Below are 21,989 nucleotides of genomic sequence, written 5' to 3' on the forward strand. Positions count from 1 at the left end.
AAAATATACATAGGGTTATTAGTCTTCTCTATTTTGACTTTAGTTGTGCTGGAAATGACAAAACCGAAAGAAATAAATTGGTTTCCGTCATTTGCTACGCATCACAAAATACCTTTTGGTTCTTTTGTTTTCAATGAACAATTAGAAAGATTATCTAATGAACTTGTTAGAGCAGAACGCCCACCATTTGAATACCTAAATGATAATGATATTAGTGGCACATACCTTTTTTACAATGGAGAAGTACAATTTGGAAAACCAGAATTAGAACGTCTTCTAGAATGGACATCAAAAGGAAATACACTAGTTGTTTCTTCTATGGTTTTTGAGCAAAAACTGTTAGATACACTAAACCTAAAAACTAGATCAATCAGTAATTTTGATCATTTTACAGATACATACCAAGTACAATTAGCTAACCCTAATTTGAATAATGGTATAACTTATAAGTTTGATCGTCCTACTACATTCTATCATTTCAACAAAATAGATACTTTAAATACAAAAGTTTTAGGCTTTATAGATAAGTACGATGAGGAAAATACAAAAATTAACGATTCGCTTATAAATGTCGTTAGTCAACCTTTTGGCAAAGGCAACATTATCCTAAGTACTTTTCCTCAATCATTCACTAATTATTTCATTCTTCAATCTCCAAACCAAGACTATACTGCAGCATTGCTTTCATATATAGATTTAGATAAGCCTATTTATATTGACGCACATTATAAAAGTGGTAAAAAGATTTACACCTCACCTATGTATTTATTTTTGAATACAAAATCTCTAAAATGGGCTTACTACATTGTATTAATAGGTGTTTTAATCTATATAATTTTTGAAGGAAAACGAAAACAACGTGCCATACCTATTGTAAGGCCACACAGAAACCAAACATTAGATTTCACTAGAACTATCTCTAACATGTATTATGAAAAAGGAAAACATTTGGATATAGCTCAGCATAAAATTCAGTATTTCCTAGAATATATTAGAGATAACATGCATTTGAGTACAGCTGAAATAAATGACACTTTTATTAAAAATCTTGCAGCAAGAAGCAATAATAGCATTGAAGAAACAAGAAGTCTTTTTGAATTAATTAAGAACATAAACAATTCTACTAATATTAACCAAACTCAACTAGAGCGGTTAAATACATTAATAGAACAATTTAAATCCAATAACCAATGGAAAACGAAGGCATAAACGAAGAATTAAATTTTGATAGTAGAATTCCATTAGAGGAACTCAAAAATGCTATAGATAATATCAAATCTGAACTGCAAAAAGTCATTATTGGTCAAGACAGTTTTGTGGAGCTACTTATAGTTGCTCTACTTGCAGATGGACATGTACTTATTGAAGGCGTTCCTGGAATAGCAAAAACAGTGACTGCAAAATTATTTGCTAAAGTATTGAAAACAGATTTTAGCCGTATACAATTTACACCAGACTTAATGCCTAGTGATGTTTTAGGAACTTCTGTCTTAAATATGAAAACTTCAGAATTTGAATTTCAGGAAGGTCCCATTTTTTCAAATATTGTTTTAATAGATGAGATTAACAGAGCACCTGCAAAAACTCAAGCCGCTTTATTTGAAACTATGGAAGAGCGCCAAGCAACAATTGATGGAAAAACTTATAAGTTCGATAATCCGTTTATGGTTCTGGCAACTCAAAATCCAATTGAACAAGAAGGAACCTATGCGCTTCCCGAAGCTCAATTAGATCGATTTATATTCAAAATTAAAGTAGATTACCCTTCATTAGAAGAAGAAATTAAAATTATAGCATCTCACCATAATCGTAAAGGTGAAAAGCCACAAAGCCTTATTAATGCCATTTTAGATACAACTTCTTTAGAGGACTATAAATCTAAAACTCAAGCCGTAGTGGTAGAGGAAAAAATCATAAAATATATTGCGGAAATTGTATCTAAAACCCGTAATCATCCTCATTTATACTTAGGTGGCTCGCCAAGAGCATCTATTGCTATTTTAAATACTTCAAAAGCTTTTGCTGCTATAAGTGGTAGAGATTTTGTTACACCAGAAGACATTAAGAAAGCTTTAAAACCCGTATTAAATCACAGAATTATATTAACGCCTGAAAGAGAGATGGAAGGCATGACCACAGAAAATGTAATTGAGATGATTGTACAATCTGTTGAAGTACCTAGATAATAGAGAAATCAAAAGTTCCTATATGAAATTTTTTAAGTCTTTATACATCCATAAACAGCTATATATTTATTTGGCTATTATCTCGGTGTGTTTTCTTATGTCATATTGGATTCACTTTTTGTACTCATTAGGTTGGATTTTGGTAACCCTAATAATTGTTCTACTTACATTTGACCTAATTATATTATACAAACCTAAGAGCGCAATAACTGCTAGAAGAATTCTACCCGATAAATTTAGTAATAGTGATAACAATATTGTGCCCATAACTATTTCTAACCTATATAGCTTTAAAGTTTTTCTAAAGGTTATTGATGAGTTGCCTATTCAATTCCAAAAAAGAGACTTTTTATATGAGACCTCTTTAGAATCTAATGAGAATCATAACTTTGAATATTTGGTAAGACCGGTTGACCGTGGTGAATACTTTTTTGGTCACCTCAACATATTTGTATCTTCTGTTTTAAAAATAGTCAAAAGAAGATACCAATTTCAAAACGAGCAAATGGTGATGGTTTATCCTTCTATCATTCAAATGCAGAAATATGATTTCCTAGCTATTAGTAATTCATTAAATGAATTTGGCCTAAAAAAGATAAGACGTATTGGACATACATCCGAATTTGAGCAGATAAAAGAATATGTCTCTGGTGATGATTTTAGAACAGTAAATTGGAAAGCCACCGCTAAACGAGCTCAGCTGATGGTAAATCAATTTCAAGATGAAAAATCTCAACCTATATATTCCATTATAGATACTGGAAGGGTAATGAAAATGCCCTTTAATGAATTAAAACTCTTAGATTATGCAATAAACTCAGCACTTGCGTTCAGTAATATAGCACTAAAAAAACAAGATAAAGTTGGTATGCTATCGTTTTCTAAAAAAATCGAAAACTTTTTACCTGCAGTCAGTAAACTAACTTATTTAAATAAAATTTTAGAAGTTCTATACAATATTGAAACAAAATTCACTGATAGCGATTTTGGCTTATTGTATGCTCAGTTAAAACGAAAAGTAACACATAGAAGCTTATTATTACTATATACTAATTTTGAACACCTAAGTGCTCTCAAAAGACAAATGCCTTATCTACAAGCGATATCAAAGAAACATATGCTTGTTGTTATCTTTTTTGAAAACACAGAGCTAGAAACGCTTATAAATCAAAACTCTACCGAGTTACAAGATATTTATCACAAAACCATAGCTGAAAAATTTTCTTTTGAAAAGAAATTGATGGTTAAAGAACTCCAAAAACATGGTATTCAATCTATTCTAACAAAGCCAGAAAACCTCACTATAAATACTATAAACAAGTATCTAGAGATAAAAGCTAGAGGATTAATATAGTTGTTAGTAAACTACTAAATACACTTGTCACTTTTTACTTCCTACTTAAAAAAACAATTCATCCTACCAAAACTACAACTCGGTAGTTTCTTTTATTTTTAGTTGAAGTTCCTTCGGATATTTGAACTGTCATTAACCGATAAAACACAACAATTATGAAAAATTTACTATTTACCATCGCTCTAGTTTTTACAACGCTATTTTCGTTTGCTCAAGATTCTGAAAAAGGTATTACAATTACAGTAACTATAGATAACGTGAAAAATAATGAAGGTACTGTTCTATTATCACTTCATACTTCGGAAACTTTTATGAAAGGAAAAGGAGTAATGAGTGGTGAATCTAAAATTGAAAACAATAAAGTTGTCATCACTTTTGACAATGTAAAACCTGGCGAATATGCCATTTTAGCGCTTCATGATGAAAACAACAACAAGAATATGGACTACGAAACCAACGGCATGCCAAAAGAAGATTACGGAATGTCCAATAATGTAATGTCTTTTGGTCCACCTCAATATGATGATGCAAAATTTAAGGTTGAAAATGAAGATATAGACCTTAACATCAGATTCTAAATAACATAATCAATCAAAAAACGAAAAAGGCAGCTTTTAAAAGCTGCTTTTTTATTTACCAGTACAATCTAAACATAATGTTTGGCGTAATACCTATTGAATAACACTCTATAAGTTCTACTGAATCACTTAAGCTGTTATTACCTCTGTATTCTTTTGTAATTAAATTATGTCTATTGTAAATATTGCGAAGTGAAACACCTACTTTCCCTTTTAAATTGCTCTTTTTCGAAAAATTAAAACTATATGTAGATGACAAGTCTAACCTATGATATACAGGAAGCTTACCTGTATTAATTCCGTTATTAAAATCTAAACCATCATCGCTTTCTTCTGCGATAGTATAAGGTCTTCCTGTTTGCCATTTCCAACCTAGTGATGCCTGAAATCCGTCTTTCTTATAACTAACTGCTGTAGATATAGCATGTGTAACATTAGATTTTGAATTGAAGGATTTGTTTTCATTCAAATTTTTAAATTTACTTCTCGCTCTATTAAAAGAGTAGCTCACCCAAGTATTAAAACCATTAAATCGTTTTTTTAGAAATACATCTAAACCCAATACATTCTGATTTCCTACATTAAACTCACTGTTTTCAGGATTCAAAAACCCTAAGGATAACGCAGAAACATTTTTTAATGTCTTGTAATAAACATCTGTATCTACACTAAAACTTCCTTTCGTATAAATAAAACCTAATGACGTATGATGACTATTAAGTATTGGAAAATCATTTCCATCAATTAATCGCCAGACTTTATTTTCTAGAGATAAATCACTAAAAACTGTTTCATCAACTTCATTTATAATCTGATTTTTAATTTCTGTAGTGGCCTGAAGCTTTAAATAATCACTTATATCTTTATGAATTATCAATCGAGGTTCTAATCTTACAGCATCAATTTCTTTATAATATGAACCTCTTAATCCAAGTGAGAAATTGAAACTGGTTTTACTTTTATAATCTACATTTCCATACAAACTATGTGTTTGTATGATACGTTCTTCTGTATCTAAAACAAAACTTAAATCGGCAGTATTAATAAATGCATAAGCGACATCTTTCAAGTTATATTGGTAACCAAAATTATAGATCAGCACATCCGATTTTCGATAATTTAGCTCTGTAGAAATACCTGAATCGTAAATTGTATTTCGCTTTTCGAAATCCGAAACCTGCTCATTATTTTCTTTTGTAATGAAGTTATAATTAAGACTATAATCCGAAAAAAAGGCTTGACTTTTTTGAGACAATTTATCGTTCCATTTTATATCCCAACCTGCACTATAGCCTGAATTGGTAATCACCAAATTATCATTAAACATTCTATTGGAAGTTGTTTCTTCTGAATTGTAGTCTAACTGATTATCGATATTTATTAAACTCACATAAAATGAATTAGACCTATTGGGTTTATAGTTTAATCGCAATGTATAATCCATGAAAGAAAAGTCGTTTTCACCACTGTCACCCTCACTGATTTTAGTGCTTTCAAATACTTTTTCAGCTAGTTGGTTATACGTTGGAGTTTCAAAAAGTTCCATATAACTTCTCCTAACTGATGCTTGCAAACTCAACTTATCTTTAAGTATTGGCAATTCTAATAACGCATCTACATTGGTACCGTTTGCTCCTAATTCAACATTAAGAGTATTATCTATACTTTCATTTGAAAATATTTCTATGACTGAAGATAAACGCTCTCCATATCTGGAATGAGAACCTTTGTTTATAAAATTGATTTTTGATGCCACATTAGGATCTAATGGTGAAATCATTCCGAATAAATGCCCTTTATGGTAAATATTGATGCCATCCCAAATCAGTCGATTTTGATCTGATGAACCACCTCTTACAAAAAATCCTGAAGCTGTTTCGTTTGGACTTAAAACACCTGGTAATAGTTGAATACTTTCTAGCACATCAGGTTCTGTAAGTCCTGGTAAAATTCCCAACTCTGATGGTACTAATTTAAATGAACCATCTTTATTTTTTTCTATACCACTGGTAAGATAGCTTTTAATGACTACCATATCCAATTCCCTGACCGAAGTCATAATTTCTTCTGAACTTTTTAAAACCACAACATAGCGATTGCTCAGCACATTAAAATTTAGATTAGTCTTTTGTTTTATTAGTTCTAAAATTTCTTTTAAAGTTCTTTTCTTACCAACAATGGATATTTGTTTTTTATCTACATCAATATCTTTATAAGAAAATAGAACATCGTATGTGTTTTCTATCTCAGAAAAAACTTTGACTAAACTTTCGTCCTTAAATTCAAGATAAAAGGCCTCTTCTTGCGAAAAGGCCAATATAGGTTGTAACATTAAAACAAAGACATAGATTAACCTCATCTTTAATATCTCAGTTTAATGTTACGGTTTTCTTTTTCATCAAATTTTATGTCTAGTGGGTCAAAAACTGTTTGCAAAGCCACCTTAAGATCATTGTTTGGAAAACTTCCGGTAAACAAGACAGAATCGTCAATAGACTCAGCATCAATTTTAATATTATACTGATTTTCTAAGGCTTTAATGACAAATCTTACTGGTAAACTTTTATAAGTACTTTCACCAGAAATCCAAGTTGGTGAAGATAATTGTGTAGACAACGTTTGCGTAGGCTTTGTGTCTATTTTTCTAATACTAAGAGAAGGCATTAAAACATGTTGAGAGTCTGATGTTTTTACTCCAACTTTACCTTCATAACAAACAACATCAAAAAGATTATTCATAGAAATAACGTTGAATTGTGTTCCTAACACAGTAACAAATCCATTGTCTGTTTCGACTGTAAAAGTTTTTCCTTTTGCAACTTTAAAATATGCTTCACCTTCTAGGTTTATGAGTCTTTCTTCATCCCAAGAATTTTTATCATAGGTAAGTTTCGACTTCGAGTTAAGCACAACTTCAGAACCATCTATTAAAGTTACTGTTTTTGTTTCACCAAAACCAGTTTCTACGATGGTATGGCTATCCTTAAGTACGGTGAACAATCCAAAACATATTAAGATAGTAGCTGCCACACCAATAAGGCTCATCTTGGTTTTTAGCTTACGAACTTTAGAAGTCCTTTTATGTTCTATTCTCGACTGTATTTTTCTAAATGTTGCGTCTGTTGAAGCATTTAATTTTTCTGATACTTCTATACCTTTTCGGAGCTTTAAATAAGACAAATATGCTTCTTCACCAACTCTTTGTTTTAACTCAGAATCGGACAATTTCCCTTCTAGCCATTTGGCTAAAAATGTATCTTCAATGCTATTTATATCTTTATTTTCCATTAGCTTCTACCTTTAATACAGTTAACTGAATAAAAACCCTACTTCATTTTTAAATATTTCCTATTTCGCTTCTCATAGTCAATAAAGCTTGATGCATGCGTTTTTCAACAGCTTTAACGGAAATGCGTAACTCTTCTGCTATTTCTTTATACTTCTTCTTCTCTATCCTACTCATTATAAACACCTCTCTTTGCCTATCTGGTAATGACGCAATAGTTGCTTCTAGTTTTTCTAAAAACTCTTTTTCCAACATTATAAATTCGGGTGACTCATTAGAATTTACTGGCTTATAGTCTTTTTGGTATTTATCTACTACCTTTTCATGCTTTTTAAGATTCAAAAATGAATTATTAGCAATTTTATAGATGTAACTTTTTACTGTGTCATAGTTTACTCTACTACAGTTATCCCAAAGTTTTACAAAGGTATCTTGCAAAAGATCCTCAGCTATATCAACATCTTGAGTTTTAAAAAACAAGAAACGTCTAATGTCTTTGACATATGTATTATATATATGTTCAAAGGTTTTAGGCTTACAAACGTTACGATTATCTTTAGGCATATAGTATTTAATTCATGTGCTAAAACTATAAAAAAAATAATTTGATAAAAAAGTAGGGTATTAAGTTATGTAGTTGTATTAGTATTGATTAACCTCAAAAAAAATTGTACAACACAAAAAAACAAACACAAATGAAAAATTTAAAACTTACAATTTTTAGTATGGTTACAGCATTGATTATGTTTTCTTCCTGTACTAATAATGAGTCTGTTATTGAAGATCCTCAAAACACAGAAGAAAGTGCATCGCTTGTTACTGCTTTAGATGTCTTACAGCAAAGGTTTGATGCCAATGGCAACTTTAATAGAGAAAGTAATCCTGCAGGAAATATTGTTTTCGATTTTGGATTTAACTTCGTTTATCCTTTAGACCTTTCATATAATAATGATGCTACTGTAGTTGTAGAAAGTTTAGACGATTTGGTATATGTATTACTAAACTCAAGCGAAAATCTTTATATAAATAGTATTGAATTTTCTTTTGATATAGAAACATACAATACTACTACAAACAGTATTGAAGTCATTACGATAACAAATGAAACGGATTTCTCGAACTTAATTACAAACTTGGATCTAGACAACACAAATTCTTGCGAGTGTTCTACAGTTTATGATCCTGTTTGTGTTGAAATAACTGATCCAGCCGGAACTATATTTACCATAACCTATCCTAATGCTTGCTATGCTGAATGTGATGGATTCACTCAAACTAATTTTATTGATAGTTGTGAAACTGATTACACCAGTCAATATGATTGTTTTTCTTTAAACTATCCTGTTTCTATCTATGGAGACAATAATAACACAATCGTCATCAATTCAGAAGAAGATTTTTACAATACAACATACGGAATGTATGCTTTCAATTTTGCTTATCCTTTTGATATTACTTTAGAAGATGGAACTGTTGTTACCATAAATTCTCATGGAGATATTGAAGCTGTTTTAGAAGATTGTTACACTGTTGAAAACCCTTGTGATGAATGTGCAGATCAACCAATAGATCCTGTTTGTGTAGAAATTGTAGATACTACAGGAAATACTATTACTTATGCTTACGACAATGCTTGTTATGCATTATGTGACGGTTATACAGAAGCTGATTTTGTAGCTTGTAATTCTGGTAACGACCTTTGTCTGCCAAGTGCCATTTCAGATGCTCTTATAAACAATAGTGGTTGGGCTGTGACAGATTATAATGGTTCTACTGATTATAGCAGTCTTGAAATTTCTTTTGATGCAAGCGGAAGTCTGCAATGGACAGATAGTGGAACAACTTTTAATGGTAATTGGTCTGCTAGTGAAAATCCTGTTAACGGAAACATGTTGTTTTTAAGTTTTTCTGGTCCAAACTTACAGATAGCAAGTGGAGATTGGATGATTACGGATTGTGACCTACCTTGCTCTATTACTTTGCAATCTATAAGTAACGGAGATTCAATGATACTTAGTCGTTCATGCGATTAATTAATTTAAGTTAGTAATGTAAAAAGCCTTCAGGTTTGTATGAAGGCTTTTTTTATTAATCTAAAAATGTATAAAATTTTAAACGGTTTCGCCCAACCAAGCTTTCATCATCCAAACAGTTTTTTCTTGTTCGGTAATAAAATCACTCATCATTGAGTTAGTACCTTCATCATTAGCTTCATCAGAGGCATTAAGAATGCTTCTTTCAATTTTTAATAATTCTGAAAGTGAATCCACAATAAGCTCTACTGCTTTTTCGTCTTTAGAAACATTCTTTCCTACTGGAACTTTCGCAGCTTTTGTATAATCTTCAAAAGTATGCAATGGTGTTGCTCCTAATGTCAATATACGTTCTGCAATTTCATCAACCTTTAAATTGGCGTCTGTATAGAGTTCTTCAAATTTTGCATGCAAATCAAAAAACATACGTCCTTTAATGTTCCAGTGAATACCTCTTAAGTTTTGATAATACAATTGAAAATTTGCTAAAAGCTGATTCAATTCATTAGCTAAATCCTGTGTTTTTTTGGTGTCTAAACCAATACTATTTAGTGTCATTTTTGATATAATTTTTCGTTATATAAATTTACGATATTTTGACCCCTTATCATGATAGTTTTTATAAATACTTTGCATAATTTTATAGCCTAAATGAATAAGCATGACAATTACTCAACTTAAATACGCATTAGCTATTGCTGAGCACAAAAACTTCACCAAAGCTGCTGAAAAATGCTTTGTAACCCAACCAACATTAAGTACTCAGATTCAGAAACTTGAAGACGAATTAGACGTTGTGATTTTTGATAGAGGAAAAAAGCCAATAGAACTGACTGAGGTCGGTAGAAAAATTGTTTATCAGGCCAGAAATATAGTAAATGAAGCAGATCGTATTCAGGATATAGTCGATCAACAAAAAGGATTTATTGGTGGTGAATTTAAACTAGGTATTATACCAACAATAATGCCTACACTTTTACCTATGTTTTTGAATAATTTCATTAAAAAATATCCAAAAATAAAACTGAAAATTGAAGAGTTAACTACTGAGGAAATCATGACACGTATTAACGACGGTCATTTAGATGCTGCCATTGCTGCAACTCCTCTAGAAAGTGATAATATTAAAGAACGTCCTTTATATTATGAACCTTTTGTTGCTTATGTACCAAATAACCATAGGTTGAGAGAGCTAAAAACTTTGGAAGTTTCAGATTTGGATATTGAAGACATGTTACTACTAGAAGATGGTCACTGTTTTAGAGAAGGAGTTATTAACCTTTGTAAAACTTACAAAGCACATGAAGAAGATCATTTTCAACTTGAAAGTGGTAGTATAGAAACCTTAATAAAACTATCTAATGAAGGTATGGGAATGACCTTACTGCCTTATTTACATACCCTAGATATCAATGAAGGGTTTAGTGCTAACCTAAAACATTTTAAAGAACCTTCACCTGCTAGAGAAGTAAGCTTAATCTACCATAAAAGCGAGCTAAAAATGCAGATCATTGATGCTTTGCACAATGTAATCTCTGGTGTTATTCGTGGTGCTATTGCCTTTAGTAATGTAGAAATCATTAGTCCTTTGGCTAAATAAAAAAAGCGACTCGTGAGTCGCTTTTTTTTATGCTTTTAAATAAATTAGACATTGATTTAATTCTGGGTTTTGATTGATTAGGGACTGAATGAAAATCCTTAATTCCTCAAGTTCGTGCGGTAGTAATCTTCTGACTGCTTTTTGCACTTCCTTGCAAAATAATGTGGCATCAAAACTAACTTTGCTAAGTACAGTTTTAGTGTACTCATACATTGCTCTCGCCATAGGTTTGTTCAAGTTTTTAAATTAGTAAGTAGATTTTTTCTATAAGCTGTTATTTTCAATTCAGTCTCTAAGTTAGAAAAAAAATTGAAACCCAAATTTAAAACTTAAAAAGTTTAACAGCCTATTATGTTAAAAATCAGAAAAAACACATTGACTTTAGAATCTATTATCACCATCTAACAAATCGCCCAAACCACCTAAAATACTACCTTCACCTCTATCTTTTCCACCAGCTTTAGGCGCCGAAGCAATAATTCTGTTGGCTAATCTACTAAAAGGTAAGGATTGTATATAAACTTTTCCTGGACCTCTTAACTTAGCAAAAAACAGACCTTCACCTCCAAAAATTGAGTTTTTAATACCTCCTACAAATTCGATATCATAATCTACATCTTGGGTAAAACCAACAATACAACCTGTATCTACACGTAACGTTTCACCTGGTTGTAAAGTTTTTTCTGCCATGGTTCCTCCTGCATGTACAAATGCCATACCATCACCTTCTAACTTTTGCATAATAAAACCTTCACCACCAAAAATACCTCTACCTAATTTCTTAGAGAATTCTATACCAACACTTACACCTTTAGCTGCACAAAGAAAAGCATCTTTCTGACAGATAAACTTTCCTCTAAATTCCGTTAAGTCTATTGGTATAATTTTTCCTGGGTACGGAGATGCAAAAGATACATTTCGCTTTCCTGTAAGATCATTATAAAAAGCCGTCATAAAAAGGCTTTCTCCTGTAAGAATACGTTTTCCTGCTCCTAAGATTTTACCAAGAAATCCTTTATCCTTTTCTGAACCATCACCAAAAATAGTATCCATTTTAATACCATCATCCATCATCATAAAACTTCCTGATTCAGCAATTACGGCTTCTTGAGGATCGAGTTCTATTTCTACATATTGCATTTCTTCACCGTAAATACGGTAATCTATTTCGTGAGCATTTCTCTCACTAAAATCTGGTAATCTTTCCATAATCTGTTTTTCGTTTTAAGTTGATTTGTTTATATGTTGAGTAAAAGAGACATTTGTTACAACATGTTATTCTTTTAATTAATGAGATTAACATGCTTTGACTTCAACTCTTCGGCTACGCTCAGTACAGGTAAGCTAAGTCTGACAGCTCTAAATAACATTTCCTTTTTACTTTAAACTTCTAACTTTTCACTTTCAAAGTCCATTCAAAATTAAAAGAAGACACCTCTACTCCTTCTGCATTTACACCATTGGCACTAAGCCAAACAGTTTGTCCTTCACCTGTTTCAATAGCTTGGGTAATGGCCTCATCTATTTTAGAACCTTCGTTACATTTAAATATAATTCTTCCTGTTGCTTTTTTAGTAAACGTCGCATTATTATTAGCAACTAACATCGATATTTTCTTTCCGCTTTGTCTAATCTTAGTCATTACTAAAGCACCCGTGGTTAGTTCTGCTGCCATACCCTGTACTGCCCAAAACATAGAATTAAACGGGTTTTGATTAATCCAACGATGCTTTACAGAAACTACACAGGTGGTATCGTCTAAAGACTTCGTTCTTACACCTGTAAAGTATGCTGCGGGTAATTTAAATAGTAAGAAAGTATTGAGCTTTGATGGTGAAATAGCCATAGATTGTATTTAGATTTTCCACTAAAATAACTCAAAAATACAACCTAAACCAATGTTAAAAAAATGTTAATTTTAAGTACTATGCGTAACATAATACCTTCTTTTAGACATATATTTGTATAAGAAACTATTATATACTTTTTAAAATGATAGATAATCACCATAAAAACCTAGCAACGTTTATACATCTTTCAACGTTTTCGAGATTTATTATTCCATTTGGAAACTTTATTGGTCCTATAGTGTTGTGGGCTGCCAACAAGGATAAATCTGAATTTGTAGATAAACACGGTAAACAAGCTATTAATTTTCAGATTAGTGTATTGCTTTACGCTATAATTATCGGAACGATTAGTGTACCATATTTCATCTTTAAATTATTTAGAGAACTAGATGTTATAGATTTTCACGGTTTTCATGAATTTCATATTAACATGGGTGAACCTTCACCTCTATTATACATTGGTGGTGGTTTAGGTGTGTTAGCTGTTATTGCTTTTATAATTGAATTGGCATTAATAGTTAGAGCCAGTTTAGCCGCTAGAGATGGTAGTGTTTATAATTATCCTTTGACCATTAACTTTTTAAAATAAAATTTCATCAATACACCTAAAAATAATAGGTGTAAAAATCAATCAATCAATCAATCAATCAATCAATCAATCAAAAAATGAACAGTTTAATCAAATTTAAGAACCTCATCCTATGAAGATAGAAAACACAAAAGCACAAATGCGAAAAGGTGTTTTAGAATACTGCATCTTATCCATCCTTAAAGATGAGGATGCTTATGTTGCAGAAATTCTCTCAACACTAAAAGACGCAAAAATGCTTGTTGTAGAAGGAACTATATATCCACTATTAACAAGATTAAAAAATGCAGGATTGCTCAACTATCGTTGGGAAGAATCCACATCTGGACCGCCAAGAAAATATTACGGCCTTACGGAAACAGGAAAGTTGTTTCTAAACGAATTAAACACCACTTGGAGTGAATTACAAAATGCAGTTAACCTAGTAACCCAAACAAAATCAACTAAAAAATGAATAAAACAGTCAATATAAATTTAGCAGGTATATTCTTCCATATAGACGAAGATGCATATCTTAAGTTATCACGCTATCTTGAGGCTATAAAACGTTCATTTACTGACTCTCAAGGTCGCTCAGAAATTATTTCAGATATAGAAGCTCGTATTGCTGAGCTTTTCTCTGAACGTATACAGAACGAAAAACAGGTTGTTGGCATCAAATTAGTTGATGAAGTTATTGAAATAATGGGACAGCCAGAAGACTATTTAGTCGATGACGAAATTTTTGAAGACGAACCTCAACCAAAACACAGACAAAGTTCTAAACCTAACAAAAAGCTTTATAGAGATACTGACAACTCTTATATAGGTGGTGTGGCTGCAGGTTTAGGACATTATTTTGGTATAGATTCTATATGGATCAGGTTAATTTGGCTACTATTTGCTATAGGTTCTGGCGGAACATTTATTGTTATCTATCTTATCTTTTGGGCTTTAGTACCAGAAGCTAAGACTACAGCAGAAAAGCTGACCATGACTGGTGATCCTGTGAACATCAGTAACATTGAAAAAAAAATTAAAGACAGCATTGATTCGGTTTCAGAAACCGTAAAAAAAGTTGATTTAAAAAAGCATGGTGATCATATTAAAGAAACTTTCGATAGTGTTTCAGACAATATTTCTGAAACTGTAAGAAGTGTTGATTTTCAAAAACAAGGCAGTAAACTAAAGTCTAGTTCTCAAACTTTTTTTGATACTATAGGTAACATTCTAATGTTTTTCCTAAAAGTCATTGCCAAGTTTATTGGAGTTATACTCATCATTACAGGTATCAGTGCATTGATTAGTTTAATCGTAGCTTTCTTTACGGTAGGTATTACAGATGCTATTCATTTTCCAGGTATGGATTTACTCAATGTTGCAAATGCGGCCAATATACCAATTTGGTTAATGTCTTTACTTTTATTTTTCGCTTTTGGTATTCCGTTTTTCTTTGTGTTTTACCTTGGTCTTAAAATTTTAGTAAACAATTTAAAATCCATTGGTAATGTGGCAAAATTCACTTTACTTGGATTGTGGCTAATGGCTCTAATAGGTATCATTATAGTGGTAGCAAAACAAGCATCTGAACATGCTATTGACACCAAAATCAATGTGAAAAACGAGTTAAATATTACTGCAAAAGACACATTAAACCTTACGACAGTTTTTACGGATGACCTTAATAGTTATTACTACAGCGATGGCAATTTTAGAATCATTGAAGATGAAAGTGGCAAAAGTTTAATTTATACAAGTGTAAGATTTCTTGTAAGATCAACTAAAGATTCCGTTGCGTCAATAATCATTGAAAAAGAAGCTTCAGGAAGCAGTTATGAGGTAGCTAAGAAACGTGCTAATGATATTAATTACAGCTATTCTTTTTCGAATAAAACTTTAAAACTGAACCGTTATCTCACTACAGATATCACAAATAAATTCAGTGAACAAAATGTTTTGGTCATGATTGATTTACCTGAGGGCTCAACTTTAATAACGGATAAAAATCTAAATGGTTACTACGGAAGAATTTTATCTAAAATCAAAAAGGGTCATTATTACAAAATACTTAGTGATGATATATTGTGTTTAGATTGCGAAGATGATGATAAAGACGATGACAACGAAGAAGAAGATGATGATGATGATGAGAATGAAAAAGAACAAAAACACGACATAACCGTTCAGGTTAATGAAAATGGTGTAGATATAGAAGTTAATGACAATTCAGACAACTAATTCTACAATTCATCATTTATAAGTTTTAAACCAATTACAATCAAATCATATTTGTAACAGAATTTATCAATCAAAAAAACAATCATTATGAATACTCTAATCAAAATTATCGTCACAAACATTTTAGCTTTAACACTATTTTCTTGTAACTTTTCCATGAAGATCGGACCTGGAGTTGATGGCAATGGCAACGTAGTTACTACCGAAAGATCTATTTCTTCGGATTTTGACCAAATAAAAGTTAGCGAAGGGCTAGATGTATATATTACACAAGCTAATGAAGTTTCTGTGAATGTTGAAGCAGATGAAAATCTTCAAGATATTATTTTAACCGAAGTTGAAAACGGTATTTTAAGAATTCATACTGCAGAAAATATTAGAAGTGCTTCTTCAAGAAGAATAAACCTCAGTATTGCCAATGTTTCTAGTATAAAAGCTACAAGCGGTAGCGATGTATATTCTACCAACACTATAGTTGCAGAAAATTTAGAGCTTAATACTACAAGTGGTGCCGATATGAAAATTGAAGTAAAAACCAAAAATTTAACTTGCGACGCCACAAGCGGTAGCGATCTAATTGTTAGTGGTACTACTGATATTTTAAAAGCTGAAGCGACCAGTGGTAGTGACATCAGAGCTACAGATCTCATTGCCAACACATCAAATGTAAAAGCTACTAGCGGAGCAGATATTTCTGTAAACACTAAAAAAGAACTAACTGCTAAAGCTACAAGTGGCGGAGATATAAAGTATTCTGGAAACCCAGAAAAAGTTAATGCTTCCGATAGTAGTTCAGGAAGTGTGAAACAGCAATAGCATCAATCAATCAATCAAAAAACGATAGTTGTAATATAGCTATCATTTTTAAAGCCAATCAAAATCAAGCCATTTCAAATTCTATATAGACTTTGGGATGGTTTTTGTATATATTTGTTTAATGTCTTTAATTTGGAAAATATTTATGTTTTTCAAATAGCGATAAACAAAGCATTTACTTGAGTCTAAATAACTCTAAACATTTAATTAGGCACATTATTTGTTTTTACAAAGACAATAAACTTTGGAATATGAAAAAAATATTACTCATTCTGGCTTTTATTGGTGTTGGAATGCCATTAATACAAGCGCAAACTGACGATAAAATAAAAGGCGACAGAAACGTAACTATTAAACAAACCTACATTGACGATTTTCATACAATTGTTGTTGATGGTGATTTTTCTTTAGAAGTGGTTTATAACAGTAAACCTTCTGTTGAAGTAGAAGCTGATGACAACCTACATGAAGTTATACAGTTTGATGTTAATGATGGAGTACTAAAATTCACTGAATCAGTTAGAATTACGTCTAAAAAGAGACTTAACATAAAAGTTAATTATGGTGACGCTCTAAAAAACATAGAGGTTAAAGGTGATGGAGAAATAAGATCTCTTACTTCTATGGAACTAACTGATGTCTCTTTAATAACTGCAGATAACTCTAGAGCTTATTTAAATATTAGAGCAAAAACATTTGATTATAAAAGCTTAGGTAAATCTAAAACTAGATTGAACCTTACTGCAGACTCAACTAAAATGGAACTTAGCGACAACAGTAAACTTGATGCTTTGGTAAATACTAAAACGTCAAATTTTGATCTTTATCAACGTGCCGATATATCAATTGAAGGCTCTGCAAACAGTACCGTTATTAGATTAATTAATTCTTCTAATTTCAATGGTAGTAATTATGAGGTTAATAATGTTGATGCTAGTTTAGAAGACAATAGTGATTTAACAATTGCTGCAAATAAGACTATTACATTAACTTCTTCTGGTGATAGCGAAACTTATCTATATGGTAATTCTGTTATTACAATAAAACAATTTGAAGGCACTTCAAAGCTTCAAAAGAAAGAAAAATAAGCGTTTTAAGATTTTAAGATTTTAAGAGAAAAATCTATTTCTATTTGAGGGGAAACTTTAACCATTCCTAACATTTTTGTAGGTGCTTCTAAGCTATAATCATTAATATTTATAGGAAGTATTCCGCTTACAAACAAACCATCTTTGCCAGTTACAGAAATAGGAACGGTGTAGGTTTTTGAAATTTTGCAAATTACAATTTCTACAGTTGCTGTTACAGAATTATCATTATCATCAATTTCTGAAATCTCTTTTAATCTCAAAATAATTTCAGGATGTTTTTCTGTATTAAGTAGTTTATTAAAGTCTTTGTTGATGGCTTTACCACCGCAATTAAATTCTACATTCGGAAGCTTTAACGTAGCGTCACTAAACTTAATAGAACTATTATACGCTTTATAGCTAACCTTTATTTCATCTGAAAAGGATTCCATATTAAAACCACAGTCAAATGTATTTACATTAGTTTTTCCATTGATTTTCAAACAACTATCAGAAGAAAAATATATAGTTGCTTCATTAACTTCCTCTTTACCATCAATAAACAAACTAAATATTGAGCTTAAAAAAAATAAAACGACTATTGAAATTGTTCTCATCATCTTTGGAATTAAAAATAAGGCCTTTAGCATATATAACGCTAAAGGCCTAAAGTTAATTGTTTTTAGAAACTAATAACAGCTTCTGCCATGAATCCGTTGAATTCTCCTTCTTCTAGAAGTGTTCCAACTGGGAAATCTTTATACTGTTGATTTACATATTCAACTTTCATAAGTACATTTTTAGTCATAAACCAACCACCACCTAACTGGAATCTATTGATATTAATATCATCTCCTCCCATTATCTCTGCGCTTACAGTATTATAACGTCCACCTACAAATAAGTTTTCAGATTTACCGAATCTGTACAATAATTCACCAGCGTATTGGTCTGCATTTCTCCTATCTGCTTCGCTTAAAGCTCTACCAGAGGTCATCTCAACTGTTCCAAAAAATTCTAATCCGCCATACTTTACAAATGGGTTAATCATTACGGCTGTAATTTGATTAGTAAAATTAGGATTGTAACGAGACGCTCTAAAGTCATCACTTGTTGCTGTAGCGTCTTGCATTACATCATAGTATCTAGCACCTGCTCTATCTGCTGAATATAAATATACATTTGGTGCATAACCAGTATTATACAAAGACCCTGTTAATCTAAATCTAAAGTCTTCAGTGATTTGCTTATCATAACCTAATTTAGCTAAGAAAGCTGCACCACCACTTGTACCATTAGAAACTTTTGTGCTTTGGTTTAGTTTACCATTGGTAAACCCTAGCATTCCAAAAAAGCCATTATCTGTTCTGTAGTACACCTCTGCTCCTACTTCAGTTGTAAAAGAATCCATGATTAAATTTCCAACAAACGGGTTGTAAATAGCTTGAGCGTTATCACTTCTTCTAAAGTGTGCATCACCATAGTTATTTTCCATATGTCCTATTTTAATAGTCACATGCTTCATAAGGTCTTCTAAAAATCCTTCACTAATAAACTCTAATTTATTAATTTGGAAATATCCACCTTTTACATAAGGTTCATTGTGGTGTCTAGAAGATAAATAAGTTCTTAAGTGCATATTAACACCATCATAAAGTGCAACATCTAAGTCTAAATTGGCTGTAGCTAAGTTAAAGTTACTACCTACTTCCGCTAATGGAACAGCGCCTGAATTATCATTGTCTAAAGCTTGATATTGAAGCGCAAACGACCCACCTATTCTTACCTTAACATCTTCAAAAGTTGAAACTGTATCTTTTGGTGCTTCAAAAACATTTATACCTCTTTTATCTGGTTGCCTAAAGTTATCCAGATCTCTTTTACTTTTTTGTTGTGCAAATAGAGTACTTGTAAATGTTAGTACAAGAATAAAACTTGCAAATTTTAAAACTGATTTCATTGTATATTCTTTTTAGTTAATTGTTATTATTTTTTGTTGTAAACGGATTTAAAAATTATTTTTATAGCATCACCTGTTTTTATTGTGCCTAATAGTGCTTTTGGTGGTTCAATTCCAAAATCTGTCATTTTCAGAGGTTTTTCTCCTTCTACTAATAACTTAGCTCCTTCTAATTTTATATTTAATGTAAGTGAAATAGACTTTTTAGATCCTGAGATGGTTAAGTCTCCTTTAACTGTAGCTTTAAATGAATTTTCAGAGATTTTCTCAATGCTACTTACAGATGTAAGGTTAAAATCTATAGTCTTATACTTTCCTGTGTTAAGTGCCTTGTAGGTGTTTTTATCCATACCGGACTTTCCACTTTTTAGACTTTCTGCTTTTACAGAAAAGCTAAGAGATGTGATTGCAAAATCACCTGAGTTCTCAACAACCGCTTTTCCTGACTGCTCTTCGGTTATTAACTCCCAATCATGTAAAGAAGATGTGCCATGCACCTCTAACTCTGAGGAAGTATTGTTTAGCACATAAGTTTGTGCTGTTGCTACTTGAAAATATAGCAGACTTACAAATAGTGTAGTAATGTAAAATACTGTTGATTTAATTGTATTGCTCATAGTTTTGGTTTTTTAATGTTTGACAAAGATTCTAATAATATTGAAGAAATTTTATGATAAAAGTCATACCACAGAAAATTTAAACTAAAAGCAAAAAAAAGCCGAAGTCTAAACTTCGGCTTTTCTATTATATAATGATTTTTACCCTTAATTGTAGGTAGAAGTTGCTACCTCAAAATCAGCATCTTTAGCAGCTAAATAGCGTTCTGCATCCAAAGCAGCCATACATCCTGTACCTGCGGCGGTAATTGCTTGCCTGTAAACATGGTCTGCAGCATCTCCGCTTACAAACACCCCCTCTACATTGGTTTTACTTGTGCCTGGCACAGCATTGATAATATAACCTGTTTCGTCTAAATCAATCTGTCCTTTAAATATATCTGTGTTGGGTTTGTGTCCAATAGCCACAAAGAAACCAGTTGCTGGGATTTCATGTTTCTCGTTAGTTTGGTTGTTAAAAACCTTAACACCGGTAACTAACTGTCCGTCACCTAAAACTTCTTCGGTTTCTGTGTTGTAAAGAATTTCAATATTTTCTGTTTTTTTAACGCGCTCAGCCATAATTTTAGAAGCTCTGAATTCATCACGTCTTACCAACATTGTTACTTTTTTACAAAGTTTAGATAAGTAGTGTGCTTCTTCACAGGCCGAATCCCCTGCCCCAACAATCACTACTTCTTGGTTTCTATAAAAGAAGCCATCACAAACAGCACAAGCAGAAACACCTCCACCTAATTTTAAATATTTTTGTTCTGATGGTAAACCTAAATATTTTGCAGAAGCACCCGTTGAAATAATAATAGTAGATGCATGAATTTCTTTCTCATCATTAATCCAAACTTTGTGAAATTCACCTGAAAAATCAACTTTTGTAACCCATCCATGGCGTATATCTGTCCCGAAACGCTCTGCTTGGTTTTGTAATTGCATCATCATCTCTGGCCCTGTTATTCCTTCTGGGTAACCTGGAAAGTTTTCAACATCATTTGTAGTGGTTAACTGTCCGCCTGGTTGTTCACCTTGATATAAAACCGGATTCATATTTGCTCTAGAAGCATAAATTGCCGCAGTATAGCCTGCAGGTCCAGAACCAATGATTAAACACTTCACTTTTTCAATTGTATCTGACATATTTTGTGTGTTTTTTTATACTTAACAAAAGTAGGATTTTTGCATAAATCCTTACACTTAAGTTATCAACAGTAATTATAGTATTATAATTAATGTAAATACGTTTAAAAATCTGCTTAATATTTTGTAAATTATTATGGTCTAATAACAAAATAAACACGTCATGAAATCTAAGCACTTAATTTTATGTCTGTTTTTGGTACTAACTTTATCATGCAACAACAATCCAAAAAAAGACACTCCCACTGCAGACATCAGTAACGATCAAACCAATCATCTCAAAGGTACTTGGGAACTTATAGGATTTTACAACTATAAGGACAACAAAGTAGTTGACTCTTTTAAAACTAATCCTGAGTTTAGGCAATTAAAAATGTATACAGACACCAAGGTTATGTGGTGCAAACACAGAGCCGCTGATTCTTCGGAATGGTTTGGTTATGGCACTTACGATTATGATGGCAATCAACTGACTGAGGTTTTAGATTTTGGTTCAGAAATTATGGATGAAGTCATAGCCGAAAAGAAACAATTCAGATTTGATTTAGAGCTAGACTCTAATCGTTTTAAACAAATAGAACTCGATGAGGATGGTAATAGAATCTACTCAGAAAACTATAAACGTGTAGAATAATAGATATAAAAAAGCGAATTTCATAAGAAATTCGCTTTATCTACTGGGTAACCAACCCACCACTAAAT

Annotated in this window: 23 protein-coding genes; 12 read left to right on the top strand and 11 right to left on the bottom strand. The window is 31.7% G+C overall.

The annotated features are described in order from the left end of the window. Nucleotides 1-54 precede the first annotated feature (54 nt). The 4 genes from QGM60_RS08820 (at nt 55) to QGM60_RS08835 (ending at nt 4,118) form a co-directional block, all read left to right on the top strand. Complete coding sequence (locus tag QGM60_RS08820; RefSeq protein ID WP_281139883.1) at nt 55-1,209, top strand: DUF4350 domain-containing protein; 1,155 nt, start codon at nt 55-57, stop codon at nt 1,207-1,209. Next, complete coding sequence (locus tag QGM60_RS08825; RefSeq protein WP_281139884.1) at nt 1,191-2,186, top strand: MoxR family ATPase; 996 nt, start codon at nt 1,191-1,193, stop codon at nt 2,184-2,186. The genes QGM60_RS08820 and QGM60_RS08825 overlap by 19 nt, the downstream gene beginning before the upstream one ends. Before the next feature lie 22 nt (nt 2,187-2,208). Further along, nucleotides 2,209-3,540 carry a DUF58 domain-containing protein gene (locus tag QGM60_RS08830; protein ID WP_281139885.1) on the top strand — a complete coding sequence of 444 codons (1,332 nt, stop codon included), beginning with the start codon at nt 2,209-2,211 and terminating at the stop codon, nt 3,538-3,540. 155 nt (nt 3,541-3,695) lie between these two features. Continuing rightward, complete coding sequence (locus QGM60_RS08835; protein ID WP_281139886.1) at nt 3,696-4,118, top strand: DUF2141 domain-containing protein; 423 nt, start codon at nt 3,696-3,698, stop codon at nt 4,116-4,118. A gap of 55 nt (nt 4,119-4,173) precedes the next feature. On the opposite strand, the gene QGM60_RS08840 is transcribed toward QGM60_RS08835, so the two are convergent. From QGM60_RS08840 to QGM60_RS08850, 3 genes are read right to left on the bottom strand one after another with little or no spacing between them, the layout of a single operon-like run. Next, on the bottom strand, nt 4,174-6,477 hold the full coding sequence (locus QGM60_RS08840) for a FecR domain-containing protein (protein ID WP_281139887.1): 2,304 nt from the start codon (nt 6,475-6,477) through the stop codon (nt 4,174-4,176). Nucleotides 6,478-6,479: 2 nt separating this feature from the next. Beyond that, nucleotides 6,480-7,406: a FecR domain-containing protein gene (locus tag QGM60_RS08845; RefSeq protein ID WP_281139888.1), complete on the bottom strand. Its 927-nt coding sequence runs from the start codon at nt 7,404-7,406 to the stop codon at nt 6,480-6,482. 49 nt (nt 7,407-7,455) lie between these two features. After that, entirely contained in the window at nt 7,456-7,968 is a 513-nt protein-coding gene (locus QGM60_RS08850) for an RNA polymerase sigma-70 factor (RefSeq protein ID WP_281139889.1), read from the bottom strand. Between the two features lie 131 nt (nt 7,969-8,099). Here QGM60_RS08850 and QGM60_RS08855 point away from each other — a divergent pair, with 131 nt between their 5' ends. Next, a complete protein-coding gene (locus tag QGM60_RS08855; RefSeq protein WP_281139890.1) occupies nt 8,100-9,437 on the top strand; it encodes a hypothetical protein in 1,338 nt (445 codons plus the stop codon). Between the two features lie 78 nt (nt 9,438-9,515). Here the strand turns inward: QGM60_RS08855 and QGM60_RS08860 are convergent, their stop codons facing one another. Next, nucleotides 9,516-9,995: a Dps family protein gene (locus QGM60_RS08860; RefSeq protein WP_281139891.1), complete on the bottom strand. Its 480-nt coding sequence runs from the start codon at nt 9,993-9,995 to the stop codon at nt 9,516-9,518. Nucleotides 9,996-10,098: 103 nt separating this feature from the next. Here QGM60_RS08860 and QGM60_RS08865 point away from each other — a divergent pair, with 103 nt between their 5' ends. Beyond that, nucleotides 10,099-11,037 (top strand): LysR substrate-binding domain-containing protein, encoded by a 939-nt coding sequence (locus tag QGM60_RS08865; RefSeq protein WP_281139892.1) that lies wholly within the window; start codon nt 10,099-10,101, stop codon nt 11,035-11,037. A 27-nt stretch (nt 11,038-11,064) separates the two neighbouring features. On the opposite strand, the gene QGM60_RS08870 is transcribed toward QGM60_RS08865, so the two are convergent. The 3 genes from QGM60_RS08870 to QGM60_RS08880 all read right to left on the bottom strand — a co-directional run bounded on the left by QGM60_RS08870 (nt 11,065) and on the right by QGM60_RS08880 (nt 12,883). Next, the gene (locus QGM60_RS08870; protein ID WP_229719255.1) at nt 11,065-11,262 is read right to left on the bottom strand and encodes a hypothetical protein; all 198 of its coding nucleotides are present in this window, start codon (nt 11,260-11,262) and stop codon (nt 11,065-11,067) included. A 156-nt stretch (nt 11,263-11,418) separates the two neighbouring features. After that, entirely contained in the window at nt 11,419-12,246 is an 828-nt protein-coding gene (locus tag QGM60_RS08875) for a TIGR00266 family protein (protein ID WP_281139893.1), read from the bottom strand. 181 nt (nt 12,247-12,427) lie between these two features. Continuing rightward, nucleotides 12,428-12,883 carry a DUF4442 domain-containing protein gene (locus QGM60_RS08880; protein WP_281139894.1) on the bottom strand — a complete coding sequence of 152 codons (456 nt, stop codon included), beginning with the start codon at nt 12,881-12,883 and terminating at the stop codon, nt 12,428-12,430. Between the two features lie 146 nt (nt 12,884-13,029). Between QGM60_RS08880 and QGM60_RS08885 the strand changes: the two genes are divergently transcribed. The 5 genes from QGM60_RS08885 (at nt 13,030) to QGM60_RS08905 (ending at nt 17,597) form a co-directional block, all read left to right on the top strand. After that, complete coding sequence (locus tag QGM60_RS08885; RefSeq protein ID WP_281139895.1) at nt 13,030-13,476, top strand: DUF4870 domain-containing protein; 447 nt, start codon at nt 13,030-13,032, stop codon at nt 13,474-13,476. 112 nt (nt 13,477-13,588) lie between these two features. After that, nucleotides 13,589-13,930, top strand: coding sequence for a PadR family transcriptional regulator (locus QGM60_RS08890; protein ID WP_281139896.1), 342 nt, complete (start codon nt 13,589-13,591; stop codon nt 13,928-13,930). Beyond that, nucleotides 13,927-15,693, top strand: coding sequence for a PspC domain-containing protein (locus QGM60_RS08895; protein WP_281139897.1), 1,767 nt, complete (start codon nt 13,927-13,929; stop codon nt 15,691-15,693). The genes QGM60_RS08890 and QGM60_RS08895 overlap by 4 nt, the downstream gene beginning before the upstream one ends. An 87-nt stretch (nt 15,694-15,780) precedes the next feature. Next, a complete protein-coding gene (locus QGM60_RS08900; RefSeq protein ID WP_281139898.1) occupies nt 15,781-16,509 on the top strand; it encodes a head GIN domain-containing protein in 729 nt (242 codons plus the stop codon). Between the two features lie 251 nt (nt 16,510-16,760). Further along, nucleotides 16,761-17,597 (top strand): DUF2807 domain-containing protein, encoded by an 837-nt coding sequence (locus QGM60_RS08905; RefSeq protein ID WP_281139899.1) that lies wholly within the window; start codon nt 16,761-16,763, stop codon nt 17,595-17,597. 5 nt (nt 17,598-17,602) lie between these two features. Here QGM60_RS08905 and QGM60_RS08910 read toward each other — a convergent pair whose 3' ends face one another. The 4 genes from QGM60_RS08910 to trxB all read right to left on the bottom strand — a co-directional run bounded on the left by QGM60_RS08910 (nt 17,603) and on the right by trxB (nt 21,287). After that, nucleotides 17,603-18,196 carry a YceI family protein gene (locus QGM60_RS08910; RefSeq protein WP_281139900.1) on the bottom strand — a complete coding sequence of 198 codons (594 nt, stop codon included), beginning with the start codon at nt 18,194-18,196 and terminating at the stop codon, nt 17,603-17,605. 65 nt (nt 18,197-18,261) lie between these two features. Next, nucleotides 18,262-19,539 carry a hypothetical protein gene (locus QGM60_RS08915; RefSeq protein ID WP_281139901.1) on the bottom strand — a complete coding sequence of 426 codons (1,278 nt, stop codon included), beginning with the start codon at nt 19,537-19,539 and terminating at the stop codon, nt 18,262-18,264. A 26-nt stretch (nt 19,540-19,565) separates the two neighbouring features. After that, nucleotides 19,566-20,156 (bottom strand): YceI family protein, encoded by a 591-nt coding sequence (locus tag QGM60_RS08920; protein WP_281139902.1) that lies wholly within the window; start codon nt 20,154-20,156, stop codon nt 19,566-19,568. Between the two features lie 147 nt (nt 20,157-20,303). Beyond that, complete coding sequence (gene trxB / locus QGM60_RS08925; protein WP_281139903.1) at nt 20,304-21,287, bottom strand: thioredoxin-disulfide reductase; 984 nt, start codon at nt 21,285-21,287, stop codon at nt 20,304-20,306. 163 nt (nt 21,288-21,450) lie between these two features. Between trxB and QGM60_RS08930 the strand changes: the two genes are divergently transcribed. Continuing rightward, complete coding sequence (locus tag QGM60_RS08930) at nt 21,451-21,921, top strand: hypothetical protein (protein ID WP_281139904.1); 471 nt, start codon at nt 21,451-21,453, stop codon at nt 21,919-21,921. Nucleotides 21,922-21,989: the final 68 nt, after the last annotated feature.

Origin of the sequence: Winogradskyella sp. SYSU M77433, assembly GCF_029911945.1 — a bacterium.
GTDB lineage: Bacteria > Bacteroidota > Bacteroidia > Flavobacteriales > Flavobacteriaceae > Winogradskyella.

Coding starts and splice junctions, on each gene's coding strand:
- QGM60_RS08820 (WP_281139883.1), top strand. CDS start 55: ATGACAAAACCGAAAGAAATAAATTGGTTTCCGTCATTTGCTACGCAT.
- QGM60_RS08825 (WP_281139884.1), top strand. CDS start 1,191: ATGGAAAACGAAGGCATAAACGAAGAATTAAATTTTGATAGTAGAATT.
- QGM60_RS08830 (WP_281139885.1), top strand. CDS start 2,209: ATGAAATTTTTTAAGTCTTTATACATCCATAAACAGCTATATATTTAT.
- QGM60_RS08835 (WP_281139886.1), top strand. CDS start 3,696: ATGAAAAATTTACTATTTACCATCGCTCTAGTTTTTACAACGCTATTT.
- QGM60_RS08840 (WP_281139887.1), bottom strand. CDS start 6,477: ATGAGGTTAATCTATGTCTTTGTTTTAATGTTACAACCTATATTGGCC.
- QGM60_RS08845 (WP_281139888.1), bottom strand. CDS start 7,406: ATGGAAAATAAAGATATAAATAGCATTGAAGATACATTTTTAGCCAAA.
- QGM60_RS08850 (WP_281139889.1), bottom strand. CDS start 7,968: ATGCCTAAAGATAATCGTAACGTTTGTAAGCCTAAAACCTTTGAACAT.
- QGM60_RS08855 (WP_281139890.1), top strand. CDS start 8,100: ATGAAAAATTTAAAACTTACAATTTTTAGTATGGTTACAGCATTGATT.
- QGM60_RS08860 (WP_281139891.1), bottom strand. CDS start 9,995: ATGACACTAAATAGTATTGGTTTAGACACCAAAAAAACACAGGATTTA.
- QGM60_RS08865 (WP_281139892.1), top strand. CDS start 10,099: ATGACAATTACTCAACTTAAATACGCATTAGCTATTGCTGAGCACAAA.
- QGM60_RS08870 (WP_229719255.1), bottom strand. CDS start 11,262: ATGGCGAGAGCAATGTATGAGTACACTAAAACTGTACTTAGCAAAGTT.
- QGM60_RS08875 (WP_281139893.1), bottom strand. CDS start 12,246: ATGGAAAGATTACCAGATTTTAGTGAGAGAAATGCTCACGAAATAGAT.
- QGM60_RS08880 (WP_281139894.1), bottom strand. CDS start 12,883: ATGGCTATTTCACCATCAAAGCTCAATACTTTCTTACTATTTAAATTA.
- QGM60_RS08885 (WP_281139895.1), top strand. CDS start 13,030: ATGATAGATAATCACCATAAAAACCTAGCAACGTTTATACATCTTTCA.
- QGM60_RS08890 (WP_281139896.1), top strand. CDS start 13,589: ATGAAGATAGAAAACACAAAAGCACAAATGCGAAAAGGTGTTTTAGAA.
- QGM60_RS08895 (WP_281139897.1), top strand. CDS start 13,927: ATGAATAAAACAGTCAATATAAATTTAGCAGGTATATTCTTCCATATA.
- QGM60_RS08900 (WP_281139898.1), top strand. CDS start 15,781: ATGAATACTCTAATCAAAATTATCGTCACAAACATTTTAGCTTTAACA.
- QGM60_RS08905 (WP_281139899.1), top strand. CDS start 16,761: ATGAAAAAAATATTACTCATTCTGGCTTTTATTGGTGTTGGAATGCCA.
- QGM60_RS08910 (WP_281139900.1), bottom strand. CDS start 18,196: ATGAGAACAATTTCAATAGTCGTTTTATTTTTTTTAAGCTCAATATTT.
- QGM60_RS08915 (WP_281139901.1), bottom strand. CDS start 19,539: ATGAAATCAGTTTTAAAATTTGCAAGTTTTATTCTTGTACTAACATTT.
- QGM60_RS08920 (WP_281139902.1), bottom strand. CDS start 20,156: ATGAGCAATACAATTAAATCAACAGTATTTTACATTACTACACTATTT.
- trxB (WP_281139903.1), bottom strand. CDS start 21,287: ATGTCAGATACAATTGAAAAAGTGAAGTGTTTAATCATTGGTTCTGGA.
- QGM60_RS08930 (WP_281139904.1), top strand. CDS start 21,451: ATGAAATCTAAGCACTTAATTTTATGTCTGTTTTTGGTACTAACTTTA.